This window comes from Marinifilum caeruleilacunae (genome assembly GCF_013141825.1).
In the GTDB taxonomy this organism is placed as follows: Bacteria; Bacteroidota; Bacteroidia; order Bacteroidales; family Marinifilaceae; genus Marinifilum; species Marinifilum caeruleilacunae.
Genome location: NZ_RZNH01000036.1, coordinates 35,513 through 59,695, shown reverse-complemented (window position 1 = coordinate 59,695; position 24,183 = coordinate 35,513). Strand labels below are relative to the sequence as shown.

The following is a 24,183-nucleotide window of genomic DNA, read 5'->3' as shown; positions in this document are numbered from 1 at the left end:
GATCGTCCAATGACTTCTATTATTAGGCCTTTCCGGCAGATTTTTCAGATTTCTATCCCATAACATCTTTCTTAATTTAAAAGAGCTTAAAAGGCAGGTTTTAGCGCTAAAAACTACACTTTATTGGAAGTGTAGATATGAATCGTTAGAATCTATTCAAATACGTTAAAAAGATCAATAATATATCGATTGGATACTACTGTAAAACCTGCTTATTCTCTAACAAACTATAAGCTTCTTACTTGTGCTCGATTATTTATTTTAGAAAGTTAAAATTGGATGATTGTTCCTTTTGTAAAGATTCTCGGAAGTTAGGACAGAATTGCGAACAGTAAAAAAGGCTAAAACTTGCGCTTTAGCCTTTTCCTATATCTTTTACTTGATAATTTATGCTACTTTTCGTCTTACCATTCTCTTTCTGAATACGAACAATAGAATAATGAACAATCCACCCAATCCCATACATACAAGCTTGTTGTTCAAATCTAAATCGTAAAGTGGTTCAACATCACCCATGGTAACATATCCCGACCAAAAATAAGGGTGAGATTTTAATGGATCTGCAGTTTCAAGATACTTCAATTTGGCCTGGCGCAATGCTTCATCCTTCTTCAATCCTTGCGATAAGTATGAATAGAAATTGGTCATTAAGTTCGAACCTGTCTGATCTTCTACTGTCCATAAAGTCATGATAATACTAGGACAACCGGCATAGAAGAAACCACGAGCCAAACTCATTACCCCTTCCCCTTTCTGCAACTTACCATCTCCTGTATTACAAGCACTTAAGACAACCATTCTTGCATTAAAATTCATGTTATAAATTTCATGCGTATTCAATAAACCATCTTGTATGCTGTCTTCAGTTTGTGTAAAAACCAGTTTCGAGTACATTGGGTTCTCATCATCAATAATGGTGTGCATGGCCAGGTGGAGCACATCGTAATCACTTGCGTGATTTTTAAAGTTTTGTTCTGTGGCCAAATCATCCAGGTACAAATCACCTTCCATAACATTATTGATATTATTTACCTCTTCCTTTGTATATGGCAGTGGATACAACTTGTCTCTGTACGCTCTTTCGGTATATAAAATAGAATCGTCAATTCCTTTATAAGATGGTGCAAATGCCAAAACAGATTTACTGGTTGTGAAACTAAAGCCAGCCGATTCAATGGTAAAACCAATGGTTGCCGAATTGTGATAAGTTACTGTATGTGATTTAATTAGATAATTCAAATCACGATAATTCATTCGATTTGGATCCGCTTTATCTTTGATCAATACTCCAAAAGGAACGTATGCCATTTTTCCATCAGGCACCACAATTAATTTCTTATTTGCAATTGCTTTTTCGTGTGGTGCTACAAAAGTTTGATACAATTCGTAGGCTGAATTAGTGTAGTTCTTGTAATAGTCCGCACTGTTTTCGGCAAAATCATTTGTCTTCAAACAATTTCTCACCTCTTCGATATGATGATTCAAACTATCTACATCGAAATCCTTCTTTGTAACCTCAAAAGAATCTCTTGTTAAAATAAAAGTAAACAAAGTGGAATCCGAAATGGAGTACTCCAGCAGTGTTTCTCCAGCATCTAATTTGGACTGGAGGTCTGATATTTCTATGGTTGCATTTTTATATTTCAGTTCATAGTACTTCGGGTAATCCTCTTCGAATCGAAGCACCATTTGGTCATACTTTTCGTTCAATTCGAACAACTTCCCCTGCCATTCTGCAATCTTCTCACGGTTTGGCTGGATGTTCTTTCTTTCTTCATAAACCTTTTCACGGAAACTGGCAATATCCTTACGCAATTGCAATTCTTCTTCCTGTAATTCAACCGGTAACCCACCAACATTCCTGGCATTCACATCATTCAAAGAAGACATCAAACTGGCAGCTTTTGAGCGCTCGGCATATTTAAATGCTTTCTCTTTGTAAATCGGATCTTTGGTAATTTCGTAGAGCTTTACAGCAATTCCAATGGCTTTGGTATAGGTATCTTTTTCGTTACTCGACAAGGCCAATTTGCTCTCTTCATCCTGATAACCAATTCGAATTTTATCGATAATATCGAAGCATAAATCGTAGGTTTCAAGACTGAACTCCAGATCATTAACTTGTTTTTTCTCTTCGTACAATTGGCTAAATACGTTAGCCTTCCCTTTTAAGATACTTAGAATAACTATTTGTGGTTCTATATTCTCTATAGTAGGATTGGTATAAATGGTAGAATCAACAAAATTATCCAATTCAGAAATGATTGCTTTTTGATAAAAATTAAGCGAAGTCAGATTTTGGTCCTGATCACCGTAAAATTCACCAATATTCATTAAGCAGATTGCAACATCAGGATGTTTAGGACCGAAATTACTTTCATAAATATCACGGGCCAATTGTAAATACTTTAAAACATTGTCCGTATTCTTTACTTTATATTGAAAGATTCCATAGTTGAGATAAAGATGCCCAAGGTTATAATGATTTTCGTCTCCCTGTGATTTTATTATATCTATACTTTGCAAATAATAAGAATCCGCTTCTTTAAAATTACCCAGGTTCTTATAGCAGTTCGCAATTCCATTTAAAGTTTTAAATATGTTTCTATCATTAGTCTCTTTCTTAACTGACAATGATTTCATATAATAATTCAAGGCAACTTTAAATTCTTTTCTGTTATAATAATTGTTACCAAGGTTATTATTTATATGCGAAAGGTAGCGTGAATGACCATCACCAATTAGTGACAAGGCTTTTTCATAATAACTTTGAGCCTTAAATAAATCTAAAATTTCATTATAAATATTCCCTGTATTAACATAAATAGGTACCAACTTAGCAGATTCAATACCATAATTGTCAATGGTATAAAGCTCTGCCATGTTAAAATACTTCAATGCATCAGCTCTTTTTCCCAATTGTTTTTTAATCACACCAAAATTGACATAGGTACGATAAATCATATTCTTATCGCTAACCCCACCATTTTCGATGGTTCCAACTGCATTTTCGAATGATTGAACCGCATATTGAAATTCCCGAGCCCTGAAAAATTCCAAGGCACGATTAAATTGATTAACCAGTACAGAATCAGGTTTAAGGTTTTCAACCTTTTGATCTTCAGTAAGAATGGAGGAAAGTGCCAAATTCTTGTTTTCGCCAGAGAGCAAAACAAGTAAAAGAGAGAAAAGCAGAACTTTTTTTAGATTTTTTTTCACGCTCAAGTAGTTTTTCTTAATCTTCTTAGAAACAATGCTTTATATACGCAGTGTTTCCTAAAAGGATTTAAATATATGCAGTTTTTTTCACTTTTTTTTAAAAAAACTTTCAATCGCAGGGTTACCTTTTTCTAAAAACCGGAATAAAGGGGTGTAATTGTTTCCTTAAAAACTAAAAAAACGACCCAATAGCAATGAAAAATTTCGAAGTATTAAACACAGAAGATTTAAAAAACATTAAAGGTGGAATGCAGGATAAATCAATCGATGAAGATATCCTAGTTTAACCATCCTCGACCCATAGTAATCCAAATTTTCCAAAAAAGTATTTTCCTAAGTATTAACGACCAAATTAAGCAATGAAAAATTTCGAAGTATTAAACACAGAAGATTTAAAAAACATTAAAGGTGGAATGCAGGATAAATCAATCGATGAAGATATCCTAGTTTAACCATCCTCGACCCATAGTAATCCAAATTTTCCAAAAAGTATTTTCCTAGTTATTAACGACCAAATAACAATAGCAATGAAAAATTTCGAAGTATTAAACACAGAAGATTTAAAAAACATTAAAGGTGGAATGCAGGATAAATCAATCGATGAAGATATCCTAGTTTAACCGACCTCGACCCAAGTAATCCAAATTTTCCAAAAAAGTATTTTCCTAGTTATTAACGACCAAATTAAAATAGCAATGAAAAATTTCGAAGTATTAAACACAGAAGATTTAAAAAACATTAAAGGTGGAATGCAGGATAAATCAATCGATGAAGATATCCTGGTTTAAGAAAAATTTGAATAAGTAGATAGTAATTTTTATATTTACTAGTCTCTTATCCTATTCACAATGAACACCTTTGAAAAATTAACAACTCAAGAGTTAGACCAGGTTCTTGGTGGTTACCAGGACAAAACAATAGATGAAGACATCTTAGTCTAACAAATTCCCATACCATATTTTCATAATTGCATCTTTTTAAGATGTATTTGATTGAGCCTTGTAGTGTAGGCTTAGGTCAAAAAGTGTAAAAAAAAATTAATGTCAAATTCATATTAATGGAGAAACGTCCTACATATAAAGAATTGCAACGACAGTTGGAGGAGGCACGTGCTCAGCTTAAAGAGACCGAAAAGCTGAAAGATGCATTCCTGGCAAATATGTCGCATGAAATTCGAACGCCGATGAACGCGATTGTAGGGGCATCAGAACTTCTCCGTGATGATTCCTTATCGAAACAGGATCGGAATGAATTTACAAAAATACTGACATCGAGCAGTAAAGAATTACTGGATCTCTTTAACAGGATCCTTGAGCTATCGCAATTGGAAAGCGGTGCTCTGGAATACAACGAATCGGAAATTGAAGTTCATGATTTACTGATTAATTTGTATTCGGCATACACGCAAAAAATTAGTATGAGCGGTAAAAACTTAGTTTTAAACTATACCGAAGATTTGCGTGAGAACAAAATATTTACCGATCACAAAAAACTGAACAAAGTTTTATCTTATTTGCTGGATAATGCAATCAAATTTACCAATGCCGGTGAAATCGATTTTGGTTGTGCCATTCAAGACCGACACAATATTCTTTTCTATGTAAAAGATACAGGTCCGGGCATTAGTGATCAGGAACAGGCAAAAATATTTAAAAAGTTTACCCAGGTGGATAACTCATACACAAGAGAACACTCTGGTGCAGGTTTAGGCCTTAGCATCAGCAAAGAAATTGTAGAATTTCTTGGTGGTAAACTCTACATTGATTCAAGTTTAGGAGATGGATCCATATTTTACTTTACCATTCCTTTCAAATTCTCAGAATCAAATGTAGTATTGAAAGAAAAAATTGAAGCTATATTGAAACAAAATATTAACGAAATATATTCTTCGTCTAATACTCGAAAGAATATTGCTATTTAGGAAAATTACTAGGGATGTTAAAAGGAGCTTGCTGGTCACAAGCTCCTTTTGCTATTTTGTCTTCAACGAAATTTCTTTGTAGTTAATAATCACATCCAGAACTACTGCCAGTATCATCATATTAAATTTTTGCTCCGAATTGGTAAAAATTAAAATACAGGCAAAAATCATAATCAGAATTCCGATTACTTTAAATATATCTGGCAATTTAAATTCCTTTAGGTTTTGAACATTTAAAGTGAAAACTCTGTAAAGGATATTTAAACCCAATCCGGATGTTAACATTGCAATACCATAACTTTCCGATTGCAAAATAAAAAGTGCACCTACAATAATCAATACAGTTGCAAGTGTATAAAGAATCGATAAAAATCTTTTCATTCAATCAACAATTAAAATAGTAATTCGGGATCGTTAAACCTGTTTTTCCCAAGGTGAGAATAAGCCAATGGAGTTACCTCTCTACCGCGTGGAGTTCTCTTGATAAAACCTTCTTTAATTAAAAATGGTTCGTAGACTTCCTCGATGGTTCCGCTATCTTCTCCCACAGCTGTTGCAATGGTAGAAATCCCAACCGGTCCGCCATTAAATTTATCAATTACGGTATTTAGTATTCTGTTGTCCATTTCATCTAAACCATGCTTATCGATATTTAAAGCTTCAAGCGAAAATTTGGTGATATCAATATCGATGGATCCATTTCCTTTTACCTGAGCAAAATCTCTTACTCTTCGCAAAAGTGCATTTACGATTCTTGGTGTTCCCCTGCTTCTGGATGCAATTTCGCCAGCAGCTTCATGTGTAATTTCAACATCTAAAATGCCGGCACTACGTTCTACAATTTTTGTAAGTACTGGTAAATCGTAATATTCCAAATGACAATTGATTCCAAACCTGGCACGTAATGGAGAAGTTAACAAACCCGATCGGGTAGTTGCACCAATTAATGTAAATGGATTTAATTCCAATTGAATCGATCTTGCTGCCGGACCTTTATCAATCATGATATCGATTTTAAAGTCTTCCATTGCGGAATACAAATACTCTTCAACAATGGGACTTAAACGATGTATTTCATCGATAAAAAGAACGTCATTTGGTTCCAGATTGGTTAGTAAACCGGCAAGGTCGCCAGGTTTATCCAAAACAGGACCCGAAGTAACTTTTAGTCCAACTCCCAATTCATTGGCAAGAATATTCGATAAGGTCGTCTTCCCCAAACCGGGAGGTCCGTGAAGCAAGACATGATCCAGTGCTTCCTCTCTCATTTTTGCTGCAGCCACAAAAATACTAAGGTTCTCTACAATTTTCTTTTGTCCCCTAAAATCGGAGAATTGCAGAGGACGCAATTTGTTATCAAACTCTTTTTCCTTATCGGAAAAGTTATGACTTCTTATGTCCAGGTGATCATCCATTCGACAAAATTAATTTGAAATCTTTAAATAGGATAAAAAATCCTGAACAAATAAAGAAAAAGGAAAATTGAAGGAAATTGTCAATTACAAATCCAGTTCGGTTAAAACCTTAAATAAATGGTCTACATCGAAAGGTTTTGACAAGTGTGCATCCATACCATTCTCGAGACATTTTTCTTCGTTAGCAACCATTATATCGGCTGTGAGAGCTATTATTGGAATACGTTCGTCACCTTCTTCCTGATCTCTTATGATTTTTGTTGCTTCTAATCCATCCATTTCTGGCATCATTACATCCATTAGAATAAAATCATAAGTACCTTCCTTATACATTTCAACAGCTTCTATACCATTATTCGCAACATCGATATTGTATCCGTATCGCTTCAAGGTAAATTTAACTACTGTCTGGTTTAGTTTGTTGTCTTCGACAAGAAGTATGGAATAATTTTTCGTTTCCCAGCTCATTCTCTTCAGTGTGGATTTTCTATAGATTGCAAGATAACAAAATCATCTAAATAATTAAGTAAACATCACAACTAATTCTTGTTTGCCTTTCAATCTTCTTTTCGTCCAAATTACAATTATCAACACTCATATTATTAATATTAATTTTTTTAAAATTTCTAAAAAATAAGATGATTATTATATCCTGTTAATAATGTTGGTAAGAGTACTGGTTTTTTATTGCTTTTCTGATAGAATTTAGTCTAATAACAGGATATTAACAGATATTGTTAATACAGGGATCTTGTAAAACAGTGAAATACCTACTTTATTAACTTCTTGTTAATAACTTCAGAATTTAATATTTTTCTCTTTGGAGAATATTAACATACTGTTGAAAACCGGTTGAAAGCTTTGAATAGTCTGGTAAAAAATAAAATTGGTATCAGGTAAAATTTTTTCTATACAATTGAGAAAATGTTAACTCCAAAAAAAACTTTAGATATTTTAATAAGGAAAAATCAACAGTATGTTAACTGAATGTGAACAACTTTGTTTATAAGAGAAATTAGTCTTCTTAAAAGCTTTACGTACAGAAAGTTGAAAATTCAGATTACTGTTTATGAATAGAAATGGGGTAGAAATGAAGAAATTTAAGCTGAAAGGCTAGCTTTTTAGAAACTACTCATTAAAAATACTTAGTTTTGTACTCCAAAATTTACTTGAACAACATAGCTTAATTGGGACGATAAAGTCGTCTGTAAAAATTTTAAATGATGAAAAAATTGAGAGTTGCCTTAGCTGCTGACCATGCAGGATTTCAATTTAAGAATGAGTTGGCAGAAATATTAAAAGCAGAAGGATACGAAGTAAAAGATTTCGGAACCAATTCAGAAGAAAGCATGGACTATCCTGATACAGCTCATCCATTAGCTGCAGCTGTAGAAGCAAATGAATTCGATTTTGGTTTTACGCTATGTGGTAGCGGTAATGGGATTACGATGACTGCAAATAAGCATCAGAAAATTAGAGCTGCTTTATGTTGGACAGCAGAAATTGCTGGTTTGGCAAGATCTCATAACGATGCAAATGTATGTGGAATTCCAGCAAGATTTATCTCATTCGAAGAGGTAAAAGAAATTGCTAATGTTTTCTTAACTACCGAATTCGAAGGTGGAAGACATCAAAAGAGAATCGATAAAATTCCTTTGTAAATGGGCTGTTCCCAATAGGAAGAATCATAATAAATAAGGAATAAAAGAATTAAAGATGCTTTATTGGGAGTAATTATTGTTATCTTTGCTCTGATTGTTAGATAAATGTGGAGTTAAAATAAAATTTAAAGATGTTATCGAATACTTGTAAATATGCAATTCGCTCAGTAATTTATTTGTCGTTAAATGCAAAAGAAGGCAAGAAAATAGGAATTAAGAAGATTTCGGAGGAGTTAGAAATTCCAACACCATTTTTGGGAAAAATTTTACAAAGTCTTGCCAGACAAAAATTACTTACATCAACAAAAGGTCCTCATGGAGGATTTGGAATGGGAAAAGATCCAGCTGAGATTACCTTGATGAATATTGTGGAAATTGTTGATGGATTGGATATGTTCGAAAATTGTTTAATTGGTATTCGTCCATGTAAATCTGACAATAAAGCACAGGCTGCTTGTCCGGTTCACAATCAGTTTGGACACATCAGAAAACAGATCTACGATTTGTTTAAAGGAAAAACAATTGGTCAGTTGATTACAGAAATGGAAAATACAAATGAGTATATTACACTATAGTATTTTCTTCAAAAAAGATATCTCACTAAAGGGCTTGCGATTTAACAGCAAGTCCTTTTGTTTTTTTAACCAGGGAAATAAGATTACCGCAAATACTCCTCCTAAAATATCTGCAGCCAAATCTACATAATCACCACTTCTGTTTGTGAAATAATGCTGTTGCAGATATTCAATCCCACCACCATAAGCCGCAATTAAAAACAGCGTAATTAAAGCAATATGAATTTGCTTTAATCGTGTTTGAAAATTGAGTTCGGCAAGTAAAAAAATTCCCATAATAAAGAACATTCCAAAGTGAACGATTTTATCGAAATGGGGAATATGAATGGCCGATGTTTTCGGTAAATCATCTCCAGGAATGGAACAGAGAATAAAAACAATCAATGCCCAGATTATATTGCGCCAAAACAATTTAAACTTCATAATTTTTTACAGCTCAGGTGAATAGTTTTCCCTATGGTAATATGCCAAATTCAGGAATTACGATCTATTTATAATTGTGCAAGGTACAAAAACGTATTGATCAATTTAGGGGAATTTCGTAATTTGAATATTATTTGAAATTTTGTTAAACTGAATTCTACCTGATATGAAGATGACGACAACTGAAATGATGGATGTTTTGCGCAGTGAAAAAATAAACACCTGGTTCGACTTGGGCCTGTTTATAGATCGATTTAAAGAAAACAAATCCATTCCGGTTGTAGAGTTCAACAAGTCCTTCGAAAATTTTAAAGCCGATATCAATAAAAAAGGAATTGCATTTATTACATTCTATTTCTCGATTGATGGAGTTAGTATTGAGGTGGAAAAATACGCGAAAACCTTTCGAAATAGTTTAGGAAAAGATACACCTGTTCATTACATCGCCGGAAAGTTTTACCCCGAAGCTTCGAAAATTATGAACCCGGGAACCAAAACTTGTACCATTGAAGAAATGCAAGCTTTTGATGATTGGGATTTATACAAAGATTTCTTTTTTACCAAACTTGAACGGGGAAGCAAAGAATACAATGCTTTAATTGTAAAGTTTTGGGAGCAAACATTAAGCATTTGCCAAAAATTAGGGCAGTATATCGAGAAGAATGATATTGGATTGCTTTACCTGATTAACCTCTGCTCTAACCCTGGTAATGTTTCTGCTGCATTGGCTACAGTTTTGGTTTCAGAATTTATGGGAATTCCTGTTATCAATAACAATCACGATTTTTATTGGGAAGGTGGCAATTCTGAAATCACGAAAGAGGTAAAAGGATTAAAGAAAGGTCCTCGCGATTTCTTCTTTCTAAACTCACATTTGGGAGAATTTTTCTCTCAGCTCGAAGTTTTGTTTCCCTGGGAATCGCGTTCGTGGATGAATGTAAATATCAATCAAAAGCAAAGCGATCATTTGATTCATTCTAAAGGACACAATCCGGCCAATGTAACCGAAATAGGAACTGCTGTTGACATGTCGGAATATGATGACATCAACAAAAGGAGAAGGATTGAATCGATGTACCAGATGGAGAAAATGTTGAGTAGATACCACAAAGATGCATTGATCAGTTACTCGGTAAAAGATGTAATTGAATACAAGCTGGTAAGTCGCAAGAACCCGGAACCTATTTACATTGGGTACAAGACAAAGGCGATGCACAAGTTTTTGTCTGAAAATATCATTTTTCTGCAACCAACTCGCGTAATATCACGCAAAAGAATAGAATTGGGATTTGATTTGCTATCAAAAATGTTGCAGGTAGATAGTTTAAAAGAGAAAATCAGAGAATCGGATGATTTAAAAATTACCATCCTGATTACTGGTCCGATTCCATTGGGACAATATCCCTATTTTCAGAAGTTACTAAAGCGTTTCCAGGAACTTTTGGAAGAAATAGAAATGGAATTTAGAAATCGAATTTATCTTGGTTTTTTATTTAGCGAGATGGATAAAGACAGGTTTAAAAATCATTTTAAAAACCCATTGGGAATTCCTGATTTGTACAGTATTTCTTCGCTGATATTATTGCCATCGAAAACCGAGGGAAGAGGTTTACCAATTTTAGAAGCCGCTGCTGCAGGTGTTCCAATTTTTTGCAGAAGGTACCAACCCGAAAATGTATATGCCGAGGTAATTGGTGAGCATTTGCCCGAGAAAGAGCGGCTTAAAGTGATAGAATTTACAGGCAGAAGCATTAGAGATTCGCATGTTAACGAGGTAATCGAAAAGGTATTTTTTCCACATATTCATCACCGCAGTGTAAGTCACAATAAGAAAGTGATCAATAACAGGTATAGTATTTCTTCGCTGAATTCGAGCATAAACGATATTGTAAAAAAATTATACCTTCAGTTGCAATCGAACCAAGAGAGTTTGCAAGAGGTAAAGGAATATTATAAAGTTTACCAAAAGAAGGTGAATTTTATAAATAATGATGTAAAAGCCCTGTTAAATACCGAAAACAGGCATTACCTTCCGGGATATGGCAGGCTTGGATTCATGCTTTACCTGAAATCTTTAATCGATCCGAGTTCCTTTAGAATGGAAGAACAGGAAATAAGAGGCGGTGCTTTTTACTTTGCCAGAAAGCAGGTGGAAGATCATCCTGAAGCGGAAAATTTAAGTTTGGAGCAGATTCATCAATTCTACAATTCAATTGATAATTTGTTCAATGTTAGAAATGGCGAAATTCAAATCAGACACGACCATTCATTTACTTATCGACATAGAAATAAAAACCATTACCCATTTCATGAGTTTACACATCAGGAATTATCGGGAATGGTAAATCTCGTAAAATCGAAACACTTGCCTCCGGGCATAGGAAGAAGAATTAGTGGTTCTTCACGTTTCTTCCTGGATAAAAATCTGGCACTTTCTCAACTCACTTCTTCATCGGTAATATCAATTGATGACAGGGATTTTTTGTTTCAAAAAATGAAACAGAATATCCCATTGGCTTATTTTCCGGGTAAATATGTGAAGTATGAACTGGAGTATTTTATTCTAAATTCGATTAAGAACAGGTTGAATATGGACATGTTCGACCCGATTGATGAAGAGAAACTTTCAAAATTAAAGATTGAGAATGTGTATGTATTTGCTCCTGAAGAAGCTTTAACCAACTGGACAACGGCTTCGGACATTCGTGAATTTATTGAAAACGGATCCGATCAGGAATTAAAACTGCTGTACGATAAAAAGATTCTACAGATTATCTCGATTGAATCGTTAACAGTAGGAATTCATATTCCACAAATGGGAGAGAAGGCCATAAAGGTTTTGCGCAAAGTAATGGATAAAAAAGGTTACCTGATTTCCAACAGAAGAAATGCTGCTTTTATGACCGATATTTTAAATATCGACAGGTTTCATATTGGAAAAGTAACCACAGAGCTGGCGGCAAATATTATGGGAATTCCGAACAATACAGGATACATACAGTTTGTACCTGCCGGAGTGCGTACCACATTGGCTTACCCAACTCCAATACAAACTGCAAAAGATTTTTCTGAACTTTTACATTCTGATTTGTTTCAAAAATTAAGTGCAGAACTTGGTGAGCAAAAACTTCTGGAATTAATTAAAGAAGATGCTCAGGAAAAAGCTTCGCCATTGCAATTGGTTTTGGAAAATATTTCTAAATCGGCTGAAGCAAAATCTGAAGTAGAATATTCTAATGTAACCGGTATTTATGATGATGGATATCCATGGAATGGGATTTTAGCTAAGGCAAACATTAAGGCCGATTTGAAGAATTGGGAATTTACTGCAGTAAGTTCTTTACAAACCCAAACAGTAACCAATTTTGTAGCCGAGTTTGAAAGTAAGAACAATTGTAAAGCGAAAATTGCCTGGAATGGTGGTTACATCCTAAATCCGGAATTGGTTGGAAAATTGGGCTTACCGGAATCGTACATAGGCTCTCCATTGGGTTTGTTAATTTCAAATGGAAAATGCCTGAGTACACCTCTTTTTAATAAACCTGCTTTGTTGGTTCACAAGAATGGTTCTTTGGATATTAAAAGGGTGAATTGTAAGCAAGGATTAATAATTGAAAGTGGAAATACAAAACTTGAGTTTGAAGCTAATGCATACAACTCATTCGATTCATCGGAATGTTCTTATTTCGATTTGATGTACGAAAAAGAGATGATTCCGGCCAAAGATTGTATTGTGTACCGATTGGCTGGAAATACGGTAAAAGAGATAATATGTGATGCTGAAGAAGTGAAACAAATTCCTGTAGGATTGACGCTATGTATTCCTAAAGGGTTGATGAAAGATCCTATAGCAAAGCTTGGTGATCAGATAAATATCACTGTAAAGGGTTTGGAAAATGTTTTACATGCGGTTGAAGCGGGTCCAATGTTATTAAGCCAGGGAAAGCAGTGTTTAGACATGCATATTGAAGGATGGAAAAAAGAAAATTCGATTCAAACACAGGCAGCCCGATTGGATTTTACAGATATGAGAGGACCAAAAATTGCGGTAGGAATAGATCGGGAAGGAGATCTTTATGTGCTGACCATTAATGGAAGAATTCGCGAATCGGTAGGAGCAACCCATTTCGATATGGCTGGTATTTTAGAGCAATACAATATCGAAAAAGCAATGGGATTTGATCCAGGAGGAAGTTCAACATTGGTGGTTCAGGGCGAAACCTTGAATATATCGCCTTACAATGCAAATTACGAGCGAAATATTTTCTCTTTGCCTCCACAACCAAGAGCAGTTTCCAATGCTGTAATTGGTTTTAAAAAAGACTAAGAAATATCAAACTTGATCTATAAAATAAAAGCTCTGTAAATTCTGCAGAGCTTTTACTTGATGTATATATTGATTTAATACTTTTTCAAACTTCCAAGGAAGGAAATATCGCTGGTTACCTTAGGATCTCCTTTGTATTTTACCGAACCAATACCCGAAATACTCACTCTTAATTCGTCCAGAACATATACTTTTCCACTTCCTACACCACTAATATCAATTGTTCCTTTAAGGGCTTTCATAGCGATTGCATTTACACTCCCGGCACCAGAAATATCAATGTCAATTTCTTCTGATTTTCCGGCCAGTTTAATGGTTGAGGCTCCACTATTGTCGATACTTAAACGGTTTGCACTTAGTTCCAAATCTGCCGAAGAGGCACCATTAATTTCAATATCCAGTTCATCAAATCGTAGCACCTGGTCAGATTTTAAAGAAATGGCACCATTGGCTTTAATTTCGCTAAGGTGTTTAAAACCGATATACAATTTTAATTCTTTCGATTTGTAAATGCTCTTCTCTGTAGTGATATACAACACATCACCTTTCATTTTACTGGTAATTACATCCAATAAGTTTTCGTCGGCAACTACTTTTAGGCTGTAATCATCGTCTTGCGATAAGTAAATTGTAAAAGCACCATTCACCTTAATGGTTTCGAAGTTACCAACCTCTCTCTCTTCCGATTTTACATTTCCATTGCCTCTAATACCATCTGCAAATGTTGGTAAGTTGGCTGCAAAGCTGATTAATAAAATCAAAATTGGTGAAATTATTCTCTTATATCCTTTCATAGTTGTTTGGTTTAGATTGTCATTCTTTGTAGTAAAGACGTTTGTATCATGCAAAGTGTTGCATGTAAATCGAAATCCTGTTTTGTGAATTTATCAACAGAAGAATGTCTAAATTGAAATCAAACATGGAAAATAAGAGAAATGCTTCTACCTTGCAAGAAAATTAAAATGATATGTCAGGAATTTATTTTCATATCCCCTTTTGTAAACAATTGTGTCACTATTGTGCTTTTCACAAGAGCATCTCTTTGCAATCTACCAATGAAATGCTGGACTGCTTTAAAAAGGAGTTGGAACTGAGAAAAGATTATCTGGATCAAAAATCCATATCCACCATATATTTTGGAGGCGGGACTCCATCGGTTTACAAGCCGGAACAAATACAAATGCTGATTGATGAATGTTCGAAATACTGGAATATAGAAAATGATGCAGAAATTACTTTGGAGGCCAATCCGGATGATTTGAGTGAAAAGTATCTTGCTGCCTTAAAAAATTCATCGGTCAACAGACTTAGTGTTGGAATTCAATCTTTTCATGATGAAGATTTGATTTTGATGAACCGACGACATAGTGGGAAAGAGGCTTATGATACCATAAAAAGAGCACAGGCTTATGGTTTTGATAATATTTCTGTTGATCAGATTTATGGTGTACCCGGATTGAGCATGGAAAAATGGATGGAGAATCTCGACCTGGTTTATGAACTGGACATTCAGCATATCTCTTCCTATCATTTAATGTACGATCCGAATACTGTATTTGCTAAAAAACTGGAAAAAGGTCAGTTAATAGAGGTGGAAGAGGAGGAGAGTTTTAATCAGTTTAAATATTTAATTGATTCGGCTCGACAAAATGGATTTACCCATTACGAAATCTCGAACTTTTGTAAAGAAGGCTTTATATCGCGACACAATTCCAGTTATTGGAAGCAAAAACAATACCTTGGAATTGGTCCTTCGGCACATTCATACAATTATACAGAAAGAGAATGGAATATTGCCCACAATTATAAGTACATGAAAGCCGTTACAGAAGGTGGTGAGTTTTCTGAAAAGGAAGATTTAAATTTTTACGACAGATTTAATGACCTGGTATTAACATCGCTACGAACTTATTGGGGACTTGACTTGAATTTGGTGAAAGAACAATTTGGCGATGATTTGTACAGGCATTGCGAGAAAAAGGCAACCAAATACATTCAGTCGAAGCACATCCGAAAAGAAAATAATTCTATCATATTAAGCGATGAAGGAGTATTTATTTCGAATGATATCATGTCCGACTTTTTCTTTGTTGAAGAGTAAATAGTGGAGTTTAATTTTGTATAAAATCAAGATATTAGTAGAATGAAATTTGTAAAAATCGTAATAGCATTGCTATTTGTACTGATGATTCAGCAGAATGCTTTTTCGCAAGTAGATACTGTGCAAGTACTAAGTCCTAAACAGTTTTTGCGGGTTTCGAAGTTGAACCCTCAAGCTGTAATGATTGATGTAAGGCTTAAAAAAGATTTTAAAAAAGGACATATCGAAGGAGCTTTAATGGCCGATACATCTGAAAAATTATACCAGATTATCGATTCATTAGGCCCTAAGAAAACCTACCTTCTATATTGTAAGTATGGTGAAAGAAGTATTACTGCCGGAAAATTTATTTACGAGAAGTACAACATTCATGTTTGCTCGCTTCAAGATGGATTAGATTACTGGAAGGAGTTGAAAATGGAGGTGGTGAAATAACAAAATCAAGATATTTTTAAAGAAATACAGGCATAAAAAAAGCAGACCCAAACGAGTCTGCTTTTCTTATTTTGTTATAAATCTGATTACAAACCAGCTTCGATCCATGACCAAGTTGAGATATCAACTTTAGCTGCATCTTTACCAGCATTTAAAGTATACTTTCTTAAAGTTTCACCAGCAACAAGTGTTACATCAGGATTTCCTCCGTCAATCTGAACATTGTTTACATATTCGTTAGCTGTAGTTTCGTCTTTCATATCAAGATCTACATCGTAACCTTCAAGGTACAAACCAGTGATTGAACCACCAGAAGTTTTCTTGAACTGAAGAGCAGTTCCACCAACAGTTGAGATCGCAGTAATGTTTTCGAATTGTGGGTTGTTGTTAACTTTATCACCTTCGAATACAGTTGAGAATCCTGCAATAGTGTGAGAAATGTATGCGTTGGTTACTTTACCGTTCCAACCTTCTGTCCAGTCAACAGAATCATCTTCGTTGTTTTCCAGGTAAAGGTTGCTGGCAGAAACAGTTCCACCAAAGAACTCAATTCCGTCATCAGAACCATTAATTACAGCTACATTTTCGATGGTTGTAGCAGAACCTACAGCGTACAAAGAAACACCGTTGTATTGAGACTCTGAGTTAATTTGAGCACCTGTACCTTTAATTACAAGGTAAGAAATAGAACCTGAGTTATCGTCATCGGTAGTGCCACCGTAAATAAAACCACCCACTTCAGCTTCAGCGTCAACACCTGCCGAAGTAGTTGCTTTACCACAAATTGTTAATCCTCCCCAATCGCCTGGTTGAGAAAGGTCAGAAGCAATTACAACCGGATTATCAGAAGTACCTTCGATATTGATTTTACCACCCATCAGAACAGCGATGTATACATCAGTACCACCTGCATCAGCATGAATTTTAGTACCAGCTGGGATTGTTAAAGTAGCACCATCCTGAACGATGTAAGAAGAAGTTAAACGGTAAGTTTTAGAAGCATCTAGAGTTACATCAGAATCAACATTACCCGATAAAGTTTCAACTTCTGCCAATTCAGCGTTTACCCATGTCCAAGTCGATGGATCAACAGTTGCAGGAGCGTTGTATGAATTTGCAGGATCAGCTTCAACACCATCGATTATTACATTAGCCAATGGACCATCATCTTTCATATCGATACTCTTAGCATAACCGCTCAAAGACAAACCGGTAATTGTGGCACCTGACTCTTTTTTGAACTGAAGAGCAGTACCACCTGTTGTGGATACAGCAGTCAGGTTGATAATTTTAGGGTTGTTATTTACTTTATCACCTTCTACAACAGTTGAGAAATCATCAATTGTGTGCTCAACATATGCATTGGTAATTGTACCATTCCAACCTTCAGTCCAGTCAATAGCATCATCTTCGTTGTTTTGCAAGAACAAGTTGCTCACAGAAACAGTTCCACCAAAGAATTCAACACCATCATCAGAACCGTTGATTACAGCTACGTTTTCAACAACAGTTCCCGAACCTACTGCGTAGAAAGAAACACCGTTGTACTGAGACTCAGAGTTGATCTGAGCACCAGTTCCTGTAATTACAAGGTTTTTGATTACACCAGAGTTGTCAGTATCATCAGAACCACCATAGATGAATCCACCTACTTCAGCTTCCGAACCTGCTCCTGCAGTTGTTGTAGCCTGACCACAAATTGTTAATCCACCCCAATCACCAGGGTTTCCATTTGCAGAAGACATTACAACCGGATTAGCAGTTGTACCATTAATATTAATTTTACCACCCATTAAAACAGCGATGTAAACATCAGTACCACCATTTTCAGCTGTAATTTGAGTGCCGGCTGGAATTGTGAAGGTAACCCCTTCAGGTACGATAAAAGATCCTGTTAACTCGTACGATTTTGTTGCATCAAGAGTGTAATCTTCGCTTAACTGACCGTTCATTTCACCTAATCCTAAAAGCTCAATTACTTCTGGTACTGGTACCGGAGCTGGATCATCATCATCAGAACAACTAGATAAAAATGGCATTACCAAGATTGCAAGACCTAAGATTTTAATCGTTAATTTTTTCATTTCAATTTCAATTTTTGGAATATAAAAAGTTATTTAGTAATTACTTATTTAAGTTGATTTTAACGCCTAAGCTAAGGCTGATACCTTTTTTGTATGAGCTTACAACTTCATTCGAAGCCTCTCCGGATAGAGGTTTAATTTCCTGCGTTTGTTCGATATCAGGATTCAATAAATTCTTTCCAGATAGTTTCATAGAGATACGGTCCGATAGTTTTTTGCTAAGAACCAGGTCAAGAGTCACAAACCCTTTTTCAATGATCTCGTTGTTAAAAAGGGTAGCAGAGTTGGCAAAATCTTCAGGAGCACCCAAGGCGAAAACCTTATCCGATGAGTAGTTCCCTGTTAAAGTGGCCATAAACTCTTTTTCTTTGTTGTTCGAGAAGCTAAGTGTACCATTCAAAATAAAGTCTGATGCACCTTGTAAATCGCTTTCAGTTTTATTATTGTATTGGAATTCTTCTAGTAGATCCTGCTTAAACCACATTTTAGTTGCGTTTAGCACAAGGTTTAACTCAGGCATTTCTGTCGTTTCTGCTTTGATTAAAGCAAATCTTGTTTCGAACTCAAAACCATAAACATCAGCTTTGTCGCCTGTATTTTCGTAAACAAAATTTCCCGATGATCCCCTGGTTTGTGCAAGGTTGATTGGATCTTTAATCATTTTATAGAAAGCCGATACTGAAACCAATTGTTTTGCAGTTGGGAACATCTCCCATTTTAAGTCGAAATTGTAGTTTTCAGAATTTTTAAGATCAGGATTACCCTTTGTTACACGACCAGTTGGAGACACGTACTCAAAAGGTGCCAACTCTTTAAACTCGGGCAATGTAATGGTTTTGCTTGCCGCAAAACGCAATGCCGATTTTTCGTTTAACTGATACTTTACATTTAAAGCAGGAAGCATATTATCGTAGCTGTTCGACAGACTACCTACTCTACCCACATAATTGGCCACATTCCAGTCAATTTCCATCTCATCTTTCTCGTAACGAACACCAACTGTTCCCGATAGTTTGTTGATTTGGAAACCAGCATCTACATAAGCAGCAAATACATCTAATGTGGCATTGTAAGTATCTGCAACTCTATCTCTAATAATTAAGCTGTTGTTAGAGTAAAGACTTCTGTTTAGCAATGCTTCATCCAAATTATCGATAGAAGAAACCTGAACACCTTTGGCTCTAACCCCAATGAATTGAGAGCTAAAATCTCTCTCTTTCATTCTGAAATTACCACCAAAGTTTAATTTGAATTTTTTGTCATCCTGATCGATGAAAATCATCTCATCTTTCAAATATCCATTCAACTCGCTGTCTTCAATATTTTGTTGTGATTTTCTTTGCTGAAAATCTCCCACGTGAGCAAACTGCACTGTATTCTCATCAAGAATATTTACTTCGTTACGGATACGGTTTGGCTCTTCGGCTTTTACCTGGTTGTAAGCAACAGCCCAGTTAATGGTATTTTTTTCGTTGATTTTGTGAGAACCCAAAAGCTGATTGATTAACAAATTGGTCTCTTTTAAATTTTGATCTCTAACGAATGCACCATCTTCTTGAGGATCCTGATCGAAAACATAACCTTCGCCATTTCTGCCTTGCTCATATAATTGGTCCGATGTTTTGTGAACCCAAACCGTATTAAAATTGATATTGTTGTTGGCATCGAAATCGTAGGTCATGTTTAATAAACCTGTAGTGTTTATTTTTGTCTCGAACTGCTCTACATCGTTAAAAGAGTTGTCGAGAACGTTAGAACGATATTTTTTGTAGATACCATCTTTGTATTCCGATTCGTTCTCGTGAGAAAGAGTTGCAAATACAGATAGATCTTTATCGAATAACTTAAACTTTTTACCTGCCAGAATAGAGAAGTCATAACCAATTGGCAAATCTCTTTTCTCGGTATTCCAGCTCTGATTGTTTACTGCATCAACAGTTTGGTAGGGTAGGTCATAAAATCCAAAACTAACATCCTTAAAGTTCTGAGTCGTTTTGAAATTGTCAAAAACACCACTTTGCAATACATTTGTATTTACTTTTGTGCCTAAACCAATTGTAATTTTTTCACTAAGGGTTTTCGATACAATATCAACATTACCCGACGATTGGTCGGCATAAGCTCCTGCCGAATAAGTTTTGTTGATACCAATGTTCTTAATAATATCAGTACCAAATAAATTTAAATCGATATTCTTTTTGTCAACATCATCCGATGGAATTGGAAGTCCGTTCATTGTAGTAGATAGGTAACGATCACCCAAACCACGAACATAAACATCTCCCGATCCCTCGTTTTTCGTTACACCTGATATTTTAGATGCTGCTGCTGCTGCGTCAGATACACCTTGCGATGCCAATTCCTGCGCACCAATTGATTGCTTTATCCCAATCGATTTTTTCTGATCAATCAAAAGAACAACTTCAGATTCCCTGTTGGCTTTAGCTACTACTTTTACATCTTCCAATGCCACAGTTGATTCTCCCATAACAAAATTTACAAGCGCCGAATTTCCCTCACTAACACTTACATTTTCTTTAGAAGAAGTTTCATACGAAATAAAAGAACATTTTACTGTAACAGTTCCAGCGGGAACATTTGGAATGGTATAATTCCCATCAAAATCGGTTACGGTTCCGAGTGTAGTTCCATCAACAAAAACCGAAGCTCCAATTAACGCTTCACCGGTTTTACCATCCTTCACATTTCCGCTAATGCTTCCCTTCTGCGCATATAAACCAAATGAAGAAAGAGATAGAAATAAAACTAATAATAATTGCTTTGTCATTTTTTTCCTTAATAAGTCAATACGATTTTTACTTTCAAATCACATTGCGATTTTAGGAATGATATATGAGCAGAATAATAAGGTGGTTTTAAATAAAAATTATAAAAATCGATTGCTGTGTTAACTCCAAGTTAAGGGCAATCGATAATGTTAATGACTTGTAAAAATACAGTTAAAACGTTTGAGTGTTACTTAAGGAGGAGTCGTTTTAACTTGCAGATAAACAGCTGTTAATACGTGTTAATTACGATAACATGAAGAAAAAATTACAGTAATATTTCAAAGGGAAAAGCTCAAAAAAAATTGGAAAAAAATGATTTTGCGAAAGCGATTTTTCCGTCTTAAAAATTGATAGAATAGGGATGATTTTTTCCTTTATTATATGTGCAGAATAAATAATGCAATATTATTGAAGAAATATTAAGATTTAATTAAGATTCAAGGCTCTGAAATACAATAAGATTAACGAAAAGTTAACTTCCTTTTCAGAAAATATCCTACTTTTATTTAAATATTTGCAAGGCATTATTAAATGTGATGTGCAATGCTAATGACAAAACAAAATACCTGGAGATTGTCATCTTCGGGGAATATAAACAGAGAAATGAAAATTATTTCATCAACTAAAGTTAGTGTATTTGTAAGTTTACTTGCTGGTGGATTGGTTGTGGCTTTTTGTGCCATTAGTTTTTTTGTGCCAATTCAGCCAACCTACATTATTTTATTTGGAATTTTTGCCGGATGGATTATCTACAGTGTAAGTAAGGTATTGGTAAATCGGTTTTTGTATTCGAAAGTAAGAATGCTATATAAAACCATACACGACACACAAGTTATTGATAAAGACTTAAGCGACAAGGTAAAAAGCACAGATATCCTGGCAGAAGCCGAAAAAGATGTAAAGGAGTGGAGCGAGCAAAGAGGTTCACTTGTGGCACAATTGAAAAAGCAGGAAAAATTCAGAAAAGAATTTATTGGAAATGTTTCTCACGAACTTAAAACACCAATTTTTAATATACAAGGTTACATCTTAACCCTTCTCGATGGCGGCTTGGAAGACAAATCGATCAACAGAAATTACCTTGAAAGAACCGAGAAGAGTATCAATAGAATGATCACCATTGTAAAAGACCTTGAAGTGATATCCAAATTGGAGTCGGGCGAATTGAAACTCATGTACGAAAAATTCAATATTACTGATTTGATTAGTGAAGTGTTGGAGATGCAGGAGATTCGTGCACAGAAAAATGGGATTAAACTAAAATTCGTTCAACGTGTGGATGCACCCAAATTTGTGTACGCAGATAAGAAGGAAATTTTTCAGGTATTAAATAATTTAATAGTAAATTCGATAAAGTACGGTAAGGATAAAGGGACCACGATTATCGAAGTAATGAGCATGGATAATAAAGTGCTTATCGAGGTTCGAGATAATGGAATCGGAATTGAATCTGATAATTTGCCTCGTATTTTTGAGCGTTTTTACAGAGTAGATAAAAGTAGAGCACGAAATATGGGAGGTTCAGGACTGGGTCTTGCAATTGTAAAGCATATAATCGATGCTCACAACCAAAGTATTAATGTAAGCAGTACTTATGGCGAAGGTACTAGTTTTACTTTTTCACTTGATAAATCAAAATAATAAGAACTAAACAACCAATAGCAAATGGAGAGTAGTAATTACAAAATTTTATTGGTAGACGATGAGTCGGATATTCTGGAATTCTTAAGTTATAACCTTAAAAAAGAAGGTTTCCAGGTATCAACTGCCGGCGACGGTAAAGAGGCAATTGAAAAAGCGAAAAAATTGCATCCACATCTCATAATTTTAGATGTAATGATGCCAGAAATGGACGGTATCGAAACCTGTGAGAAAATCAGATCCCTACCCGAATTTTCGGATGTTTTGATTTCTTTCTTAACGGCAAGAGGAGAAGATTATTCTCAGATTGCAGGATTCGAAGCAGGTGCAGATGATTATATCAGCAAGCCAATTAAGCCTAAAGTTTTTATTAGCAGGGTAAAGGCATTACTGAAAAGATCAGGAAGAGGTTCTGACGAAGGTAGCAATGCCAATAATGGATTAATTACCATTGGAAACATTTCCATCGATAGAGAAAGATACCTGATTATTCAGGATGGTAAAGAGTTCTCTCTGCCCAGAAAAGAGTTTGAACTATTGATTCTTTTGGTTTCTCGTCCGCAAAAAGTTTTCACTCGCGACGAAATTTATTCTTCGATTTGGGGAGAAAAAATTATTGTTGGCGATAGAACGATTGACGTTCATATTAGAAAGCTTCGTGAAAAAATTGGGGATGATTATATCCAAACTGTAAAAGGAGTGGGATATAAATTTGTTGATGCGGCAAATTAGGCCTTTCAACTTTATCCATTAGTAATCGAAATATTAAGCATATGCCAGGGTAGCAATACTAACTTTGCTACCTTTTGTATTTAATATTGCCTGTGCACAGGCTTCAAGTGTGGAACCCGTTGTAACAACATCGTCGATTAACAAGACATGTTTTCCTTCCAGTTTGCTTGGATCGTGAAGCCTAAAAATGTTATCAACATTCTCCCACCGTTCCATTTTTGATTTGCTGGTTTGCGATTGGGTATAAACAGAACGGTACAGATTGGCAGTATCCGAATCAATATCCAGAATCTCATTCATACCCTTAACAATTAGCACTGCCTGGTTATAGCCCCGCATTTTTTCTTTTTTCGGATGAAGAGGAACAGGAATAATCACATCAATATCCAATAAGAAATCTGATTCTTTTAATTGATAAGCCAGCAACTTTCCCATTTCTATACCAATGTCGGTTCGCTTATGGTATTTTAGTTTATGGATTAACTTCTGAAATTTGCTTCCTTTTGAAAATGTAAAATAGGAAGTTGCCTGTTCTATTTTTACCCTGCCCCAAAAAAGAATGGAAACAGGGTTATTTTTCTGCAAGTGAAAATTTGTTTTTGGAATTTGATATAGGCAACGGCTACAAATCGCAGTTTCGTTCTTGAACAAAACATTGTTGCAAGACTGGCATAAATTGGGATAAAACAGATTGATAAAATCACTCCAAAGTCCGGATACTCTGCGATTTAGTTTCGAAAACGCCTTGTTGTAATATTTTCTCAATAAAAAGTTAACCATCACTTAAGGTTTTGATAAGCTTCATCTAATCGACAGGAAAATTCGCCACCTTATTTTTGTAGTGTAATTAAAGGTGTATT

The 24,183-nt window shown here is 35.0% G+C and carries 22 protein-coding genes; 13 read left to right on the top strand and 9 right to left on the bottom strand.

What is annotated here, in order from left to right; genetic code table 11:
* Nucleotides 1-387: 387 nt before the first annotated feature.
* Nucleotides 388-3,219: a CHAT domain-containing protein gene (locus ELS83_RS17485; protein WP_171596834.1), complete on the bottom strand. Its 2,832-nt coding sequence runs from the start codon at nucleotides 3,217-3,219 to the stop codon at nucleotides 388-390.
* Between the two features lie 194 nt (nucleotides 3,220-3,413).
* Here ELS83_RS17485 and ELS83_RS22720 point away from each other — a divergent pair, with 194 nt between their 5' ends.
* The 6 genes from ELS83_RS22720 (at nucleotide 3,414) to ELS83_RS17455 (ending at nucleotide 5,140) form a co-directional block, all read left to right on the top strand.
* Nucleotides 3,414-3,506 carry a bacteriocin class II family protein gene (locus ELS83_RS22720; RefSeq protein ID WP_171596833.1) on the top strand — a complete coding sequence of 31 codons (93 nt, stop codon included), beginning with the start codon at nucleotides 3,414-3,416 and terminating at the stop codon, nucleotides 3,504-3,506.
* A gap of 72 nt (nucleotides 3,507-3,578) precedes the next feature.
* A complete protein-coding gene (locus tag ELS83_RS22715) occupies nucleotides 3,579-3,671 on the top strand; it encodes a bacteriocin class II family protein (protein WP_171596833.1) in 93 nt (30 codons plus the stop codon).
* A 75-nt stretch (nucleotides 3,672-3,746) separates the two neighbouring features.
* Complete coding sequence (locus ELS83_RS17470; protein ID WP_171596833.1) at nucleotides 3,747-3,839, top strand: bacteriocin class II family protein; 93 nt, start codon at nucleotides 3,747-3,749, stop codon at nucleotides 3,837-3,839.
* Between the two features lie 75 nt (nucleotides 3,840-3,914).
* A complete protein-coding gene (locus ELS83_RS17465) occupies nucleotides 3,915-4,007 on the top strand; it encodes a bacteriocin class II family protein (protein ID WP_171596833.1) in 93 nt (30 codons plus the stop codon).
* Between the two features lie 60 nt (nucleotides 4,008-4,067).
* On the top strand, nucleotides 4,068-4,160 hold the full coding sequence (locus ELS83_RS17460) for a bacteriocin (RefSeq protein WP_171596832.1): 93 nt from the start codon (nucleotides 4,068-4,070) through the stop codon (nucleotides 4,158-4,160).
* A 116-nt stretch (nucleotides 4,161-4,276) separates the two neighbouring features.
* Entirely contained in the window at nucleotides 4,277-5,140 is an 864-nt protein-coding gene (locus ELS83_RS17455) for a sensor histidine kinase (protein WP_171596831.1), read from the top strand.
* A gap of 51 nt (nucleotides 5,141-5,191) precedes the next feature.
* On the opposite strand, the gene ELS83_RS17450 is transcribed toward ELS83_RS17455, so the two are convergent.
* The 3 genes from ELS83_RS17450 to ELS83_RS17440 all read right to left on the bottom strand — a co-directional run bounded on the left by ELS83_RS17450 (nucleotide 5,192) and on the right by ELS83_RS17440 (nucleotide 7,023).
* Nucleotides 5,192-5,521: a hypothetical protein gene (locus ELS83_RS17450; protein ID WP_171596830.1), complete on the bottom strand. Its 330-nt coding sequence runs from the start codon at nucleotides 5,519-5,521 to the stop codon at nucleotides 5,192-5,194.
* Between the two features lie 11 nt (nucleotides 5,522-5,532).
* Nucleotides 5,533-6,555 carry a Holliday junction branch migration DNA helicase RuvB gene (ruvB, locus tag ELS83_RS17445; RefSeq protein ID WP_171596829.1) on the bottom strand — a complete coding sequence of 341 codons (1,023 nt, stop codon included), beginning with the start codon at nucleotides 6,553-6,555 and terminating at the stop codon, nucleotides 5,533-5,535.
* Nucleotides 6,556-6,639: 84 nt separating this feature from the next.
* Entirely contained in the window at nucleotides 6,640-7,023 is a 384-nt protein-coding gene (locus ELS83_RS17440; RefSeq protein WP_171596828.1) for a response regulator, read from the bottom strand.
* Between the two features lie 755 nt (nucleotides 7,024-7,778).
* Here ELS83_RS17440 and rpiB point away from each other — a divergent pair.
* Nucleotides 7,779-8,216: a ribose 5-phosphate isomerase B gene (gene rpiB / locus ELS83_RS17435; protein ID WP_216616651.1), complete on the top strand. Its 438-nt coding sequence runs from the start codon at nucleotides 7,779-7,781 to the stop codon at nucleotides 8,214-8,216.
* Between the two features lie 131 nt (nucleotides 8,217-8,347).
* Complete coding sequence (locus ELS83_RS17430) at nucleotides 8,348-8,791, top strand: RrF2 family transcriptional regulator (RefSeq protein ID WP_171596826.1); 444 nt, start codon at nucleotides 8,348-8,350, stop codon at nucleotides 8,789-8,791.
* On the opposite strand, the gene ELS83_RS17425 is transcribed toward ELS83_RS17430, so the two are convergent.
* The gene (locus ELS83_RS17425; RefSeq protein ID WP_171596825.1) at nucleotides 8,786-9,214 is read right to left on the bottom strand and encodes a VanZ family protein; all 429 of its coding nucleotides are present in this window, start codon (nucleotides 9,212-9,214) and stop codon (nucleotides 8,786-8,788) included. The two genes, ELS83_RS17430 and ELS83_RS17425, sit on opposite strands and share 6 nt — an antisense overlap.
* 166 nt (nucleotides 9,215-9,380) lie before the next feature.
* Between ELS83_RS17425 and ELS83_RS17420 the strand changes: the two genes are divergently transcribed.
* A complete protein-coding gene (locus ELS83_RS17420; RefSeq protein ID WP_171596824.1) occupies nucleotides 9,381-13,541 on the top strand; it encodes a phosphodiester glycosidase family protein in 4,161 nt (1,386 codons plus the stop codon).
* Between the two features lie 74 nt (nucleotides 13,542-13,615).
* On the opposite strand, the gene ELS83_RS17415 is transcribed toward ELS83_RS17420, so the two are convergent.
* Nucleotides 13,616-14,335: a head GIN domain-containing protein gene (locus ELS83_RS17415; RefSeq protein WP_171596823.1), complete on the bottom strand. Its 720-nt coding sequence runs from the start codon at nucleotides 14,333-14,335 to the stop codon at nucleotides 13,616-13,618.
* 173 nt (nucleotides 14,336-14,508) lie between these two features.
* Here ELS83_RS17415 and hemW point away from each other — a divergent pair, with 173 nt between their 5' ends.
* Both hemW and ELS83_RS17405 read left to right on the top strand, forming a co-directional pair.
* Complete coding sequence (hemW, locus tag ELS83_RS17410) at nucleotides 14,509-15,642, top strand: radical SAM family heme chaperone HemW (protein ID WP_171596822.1); 1,134 nt, start codon at nucleotides 14,509-14,511, stop codon at nucleotides 15,640-15,642.
* A 42-nt stretch (nucleotides 15,643-15,684) separates the two neighbouring features.
* Nucleotides 15,685-16,077, top strand: a complete 393-nt coding sequence (locus tag ELS83_RS17405) for a rhodanese-like domain-containing protein (protein WP_171596821.1) — start codon at nucleotides 15,685-15,687, stop codon at nucleotides 16,075-16,077.
* Nucleotides 16,078-16,163: 86 nt separating this feature from the next.
* On the opposite strand, the gene ELS83_RS17400 is transcribed toward ELS83_RS17405, so the two are convergent.
* Both ELS83_RS17400 and ELS83_RS17395 read right to left on the bottom strand, forming a co-directional pair.
* Nucleotides 16,164-18,161 (bottom strand): hypothetical protein, encoded by a 1,998-nt coding sequence (locus ELS83_RS17400; protein ID WP_171596820.1) that lies wholly within the window; start codon nucleotides 18,159-18,161, stop codon nucleotides 16,164-16,166.
* A 40-nt stretch (nucleotides 18,162-18,201) separates the two neighbouring features.
* The gene (locus ELS83_RS17395; RefSeq protein WP_171596819.1) at nucleotides 18,202-20,949 is read right to left on the bottom strand and encodes a TonB-dependent receptor; all 2,748 of its coding nucleotides are present in this window, start codon (nucleotides 20,947-20,949) and stop codon (nucleotides 18,202-18,204) included.
* Between the two features lie 544 nt (nucleotides 20,950-21,493).
* On the opposite strand from ELS83_RS17395, the gene ELS83_RS17390 reads away from it, so the two are divergent.
* Complete coding sequence (locus ELS83_RS17390; RefSeq protein ID WP_249414484.1) at nucleotides 21,494-22,591, top strand: sensor histidine kinase; 1,098 nt, start codon at nucleotides 21,494-21,496, stop codon at nucleotides 22,589-22,591.
* A gap of 24 nt (nucleotides 22,592-22,615) precedes the next feature.
* The gene (locus ELS83_RS17385) at nucleotides 22,616-23,323 is read left to right on the top strand and encodes a response regulator transcription factor (RefSeq protein ID WP_171596818.1); all 708 of its coding nucleotides are present in this window, start codon (nucleotides 22,616-22,618) and stop codon (nucleotides 23,321-23,323) included.
* 33 nt (nucleotides 23,324-23,356) lie between these two features.
* On the opposite strand, the gene ELS83_RS17380 is transcribed toward ELS83_RS17385, so the two are convergent.
* Nucleotides 23,357-23,908 carry a ComF family protein gene (locus ELS83_RS17380; protein ID WP_216616649.1) on the bottom strand — a complete coding sequence of 184 codons (552 nt, stop codon included), beginning with the start codon at nucleotides 23,906-23,908 and terminating at the stop codon, nucleotides 23,357-23,359.
* Nucleotides 23,909-24,183: the final 275 nt, after the last annotated feature.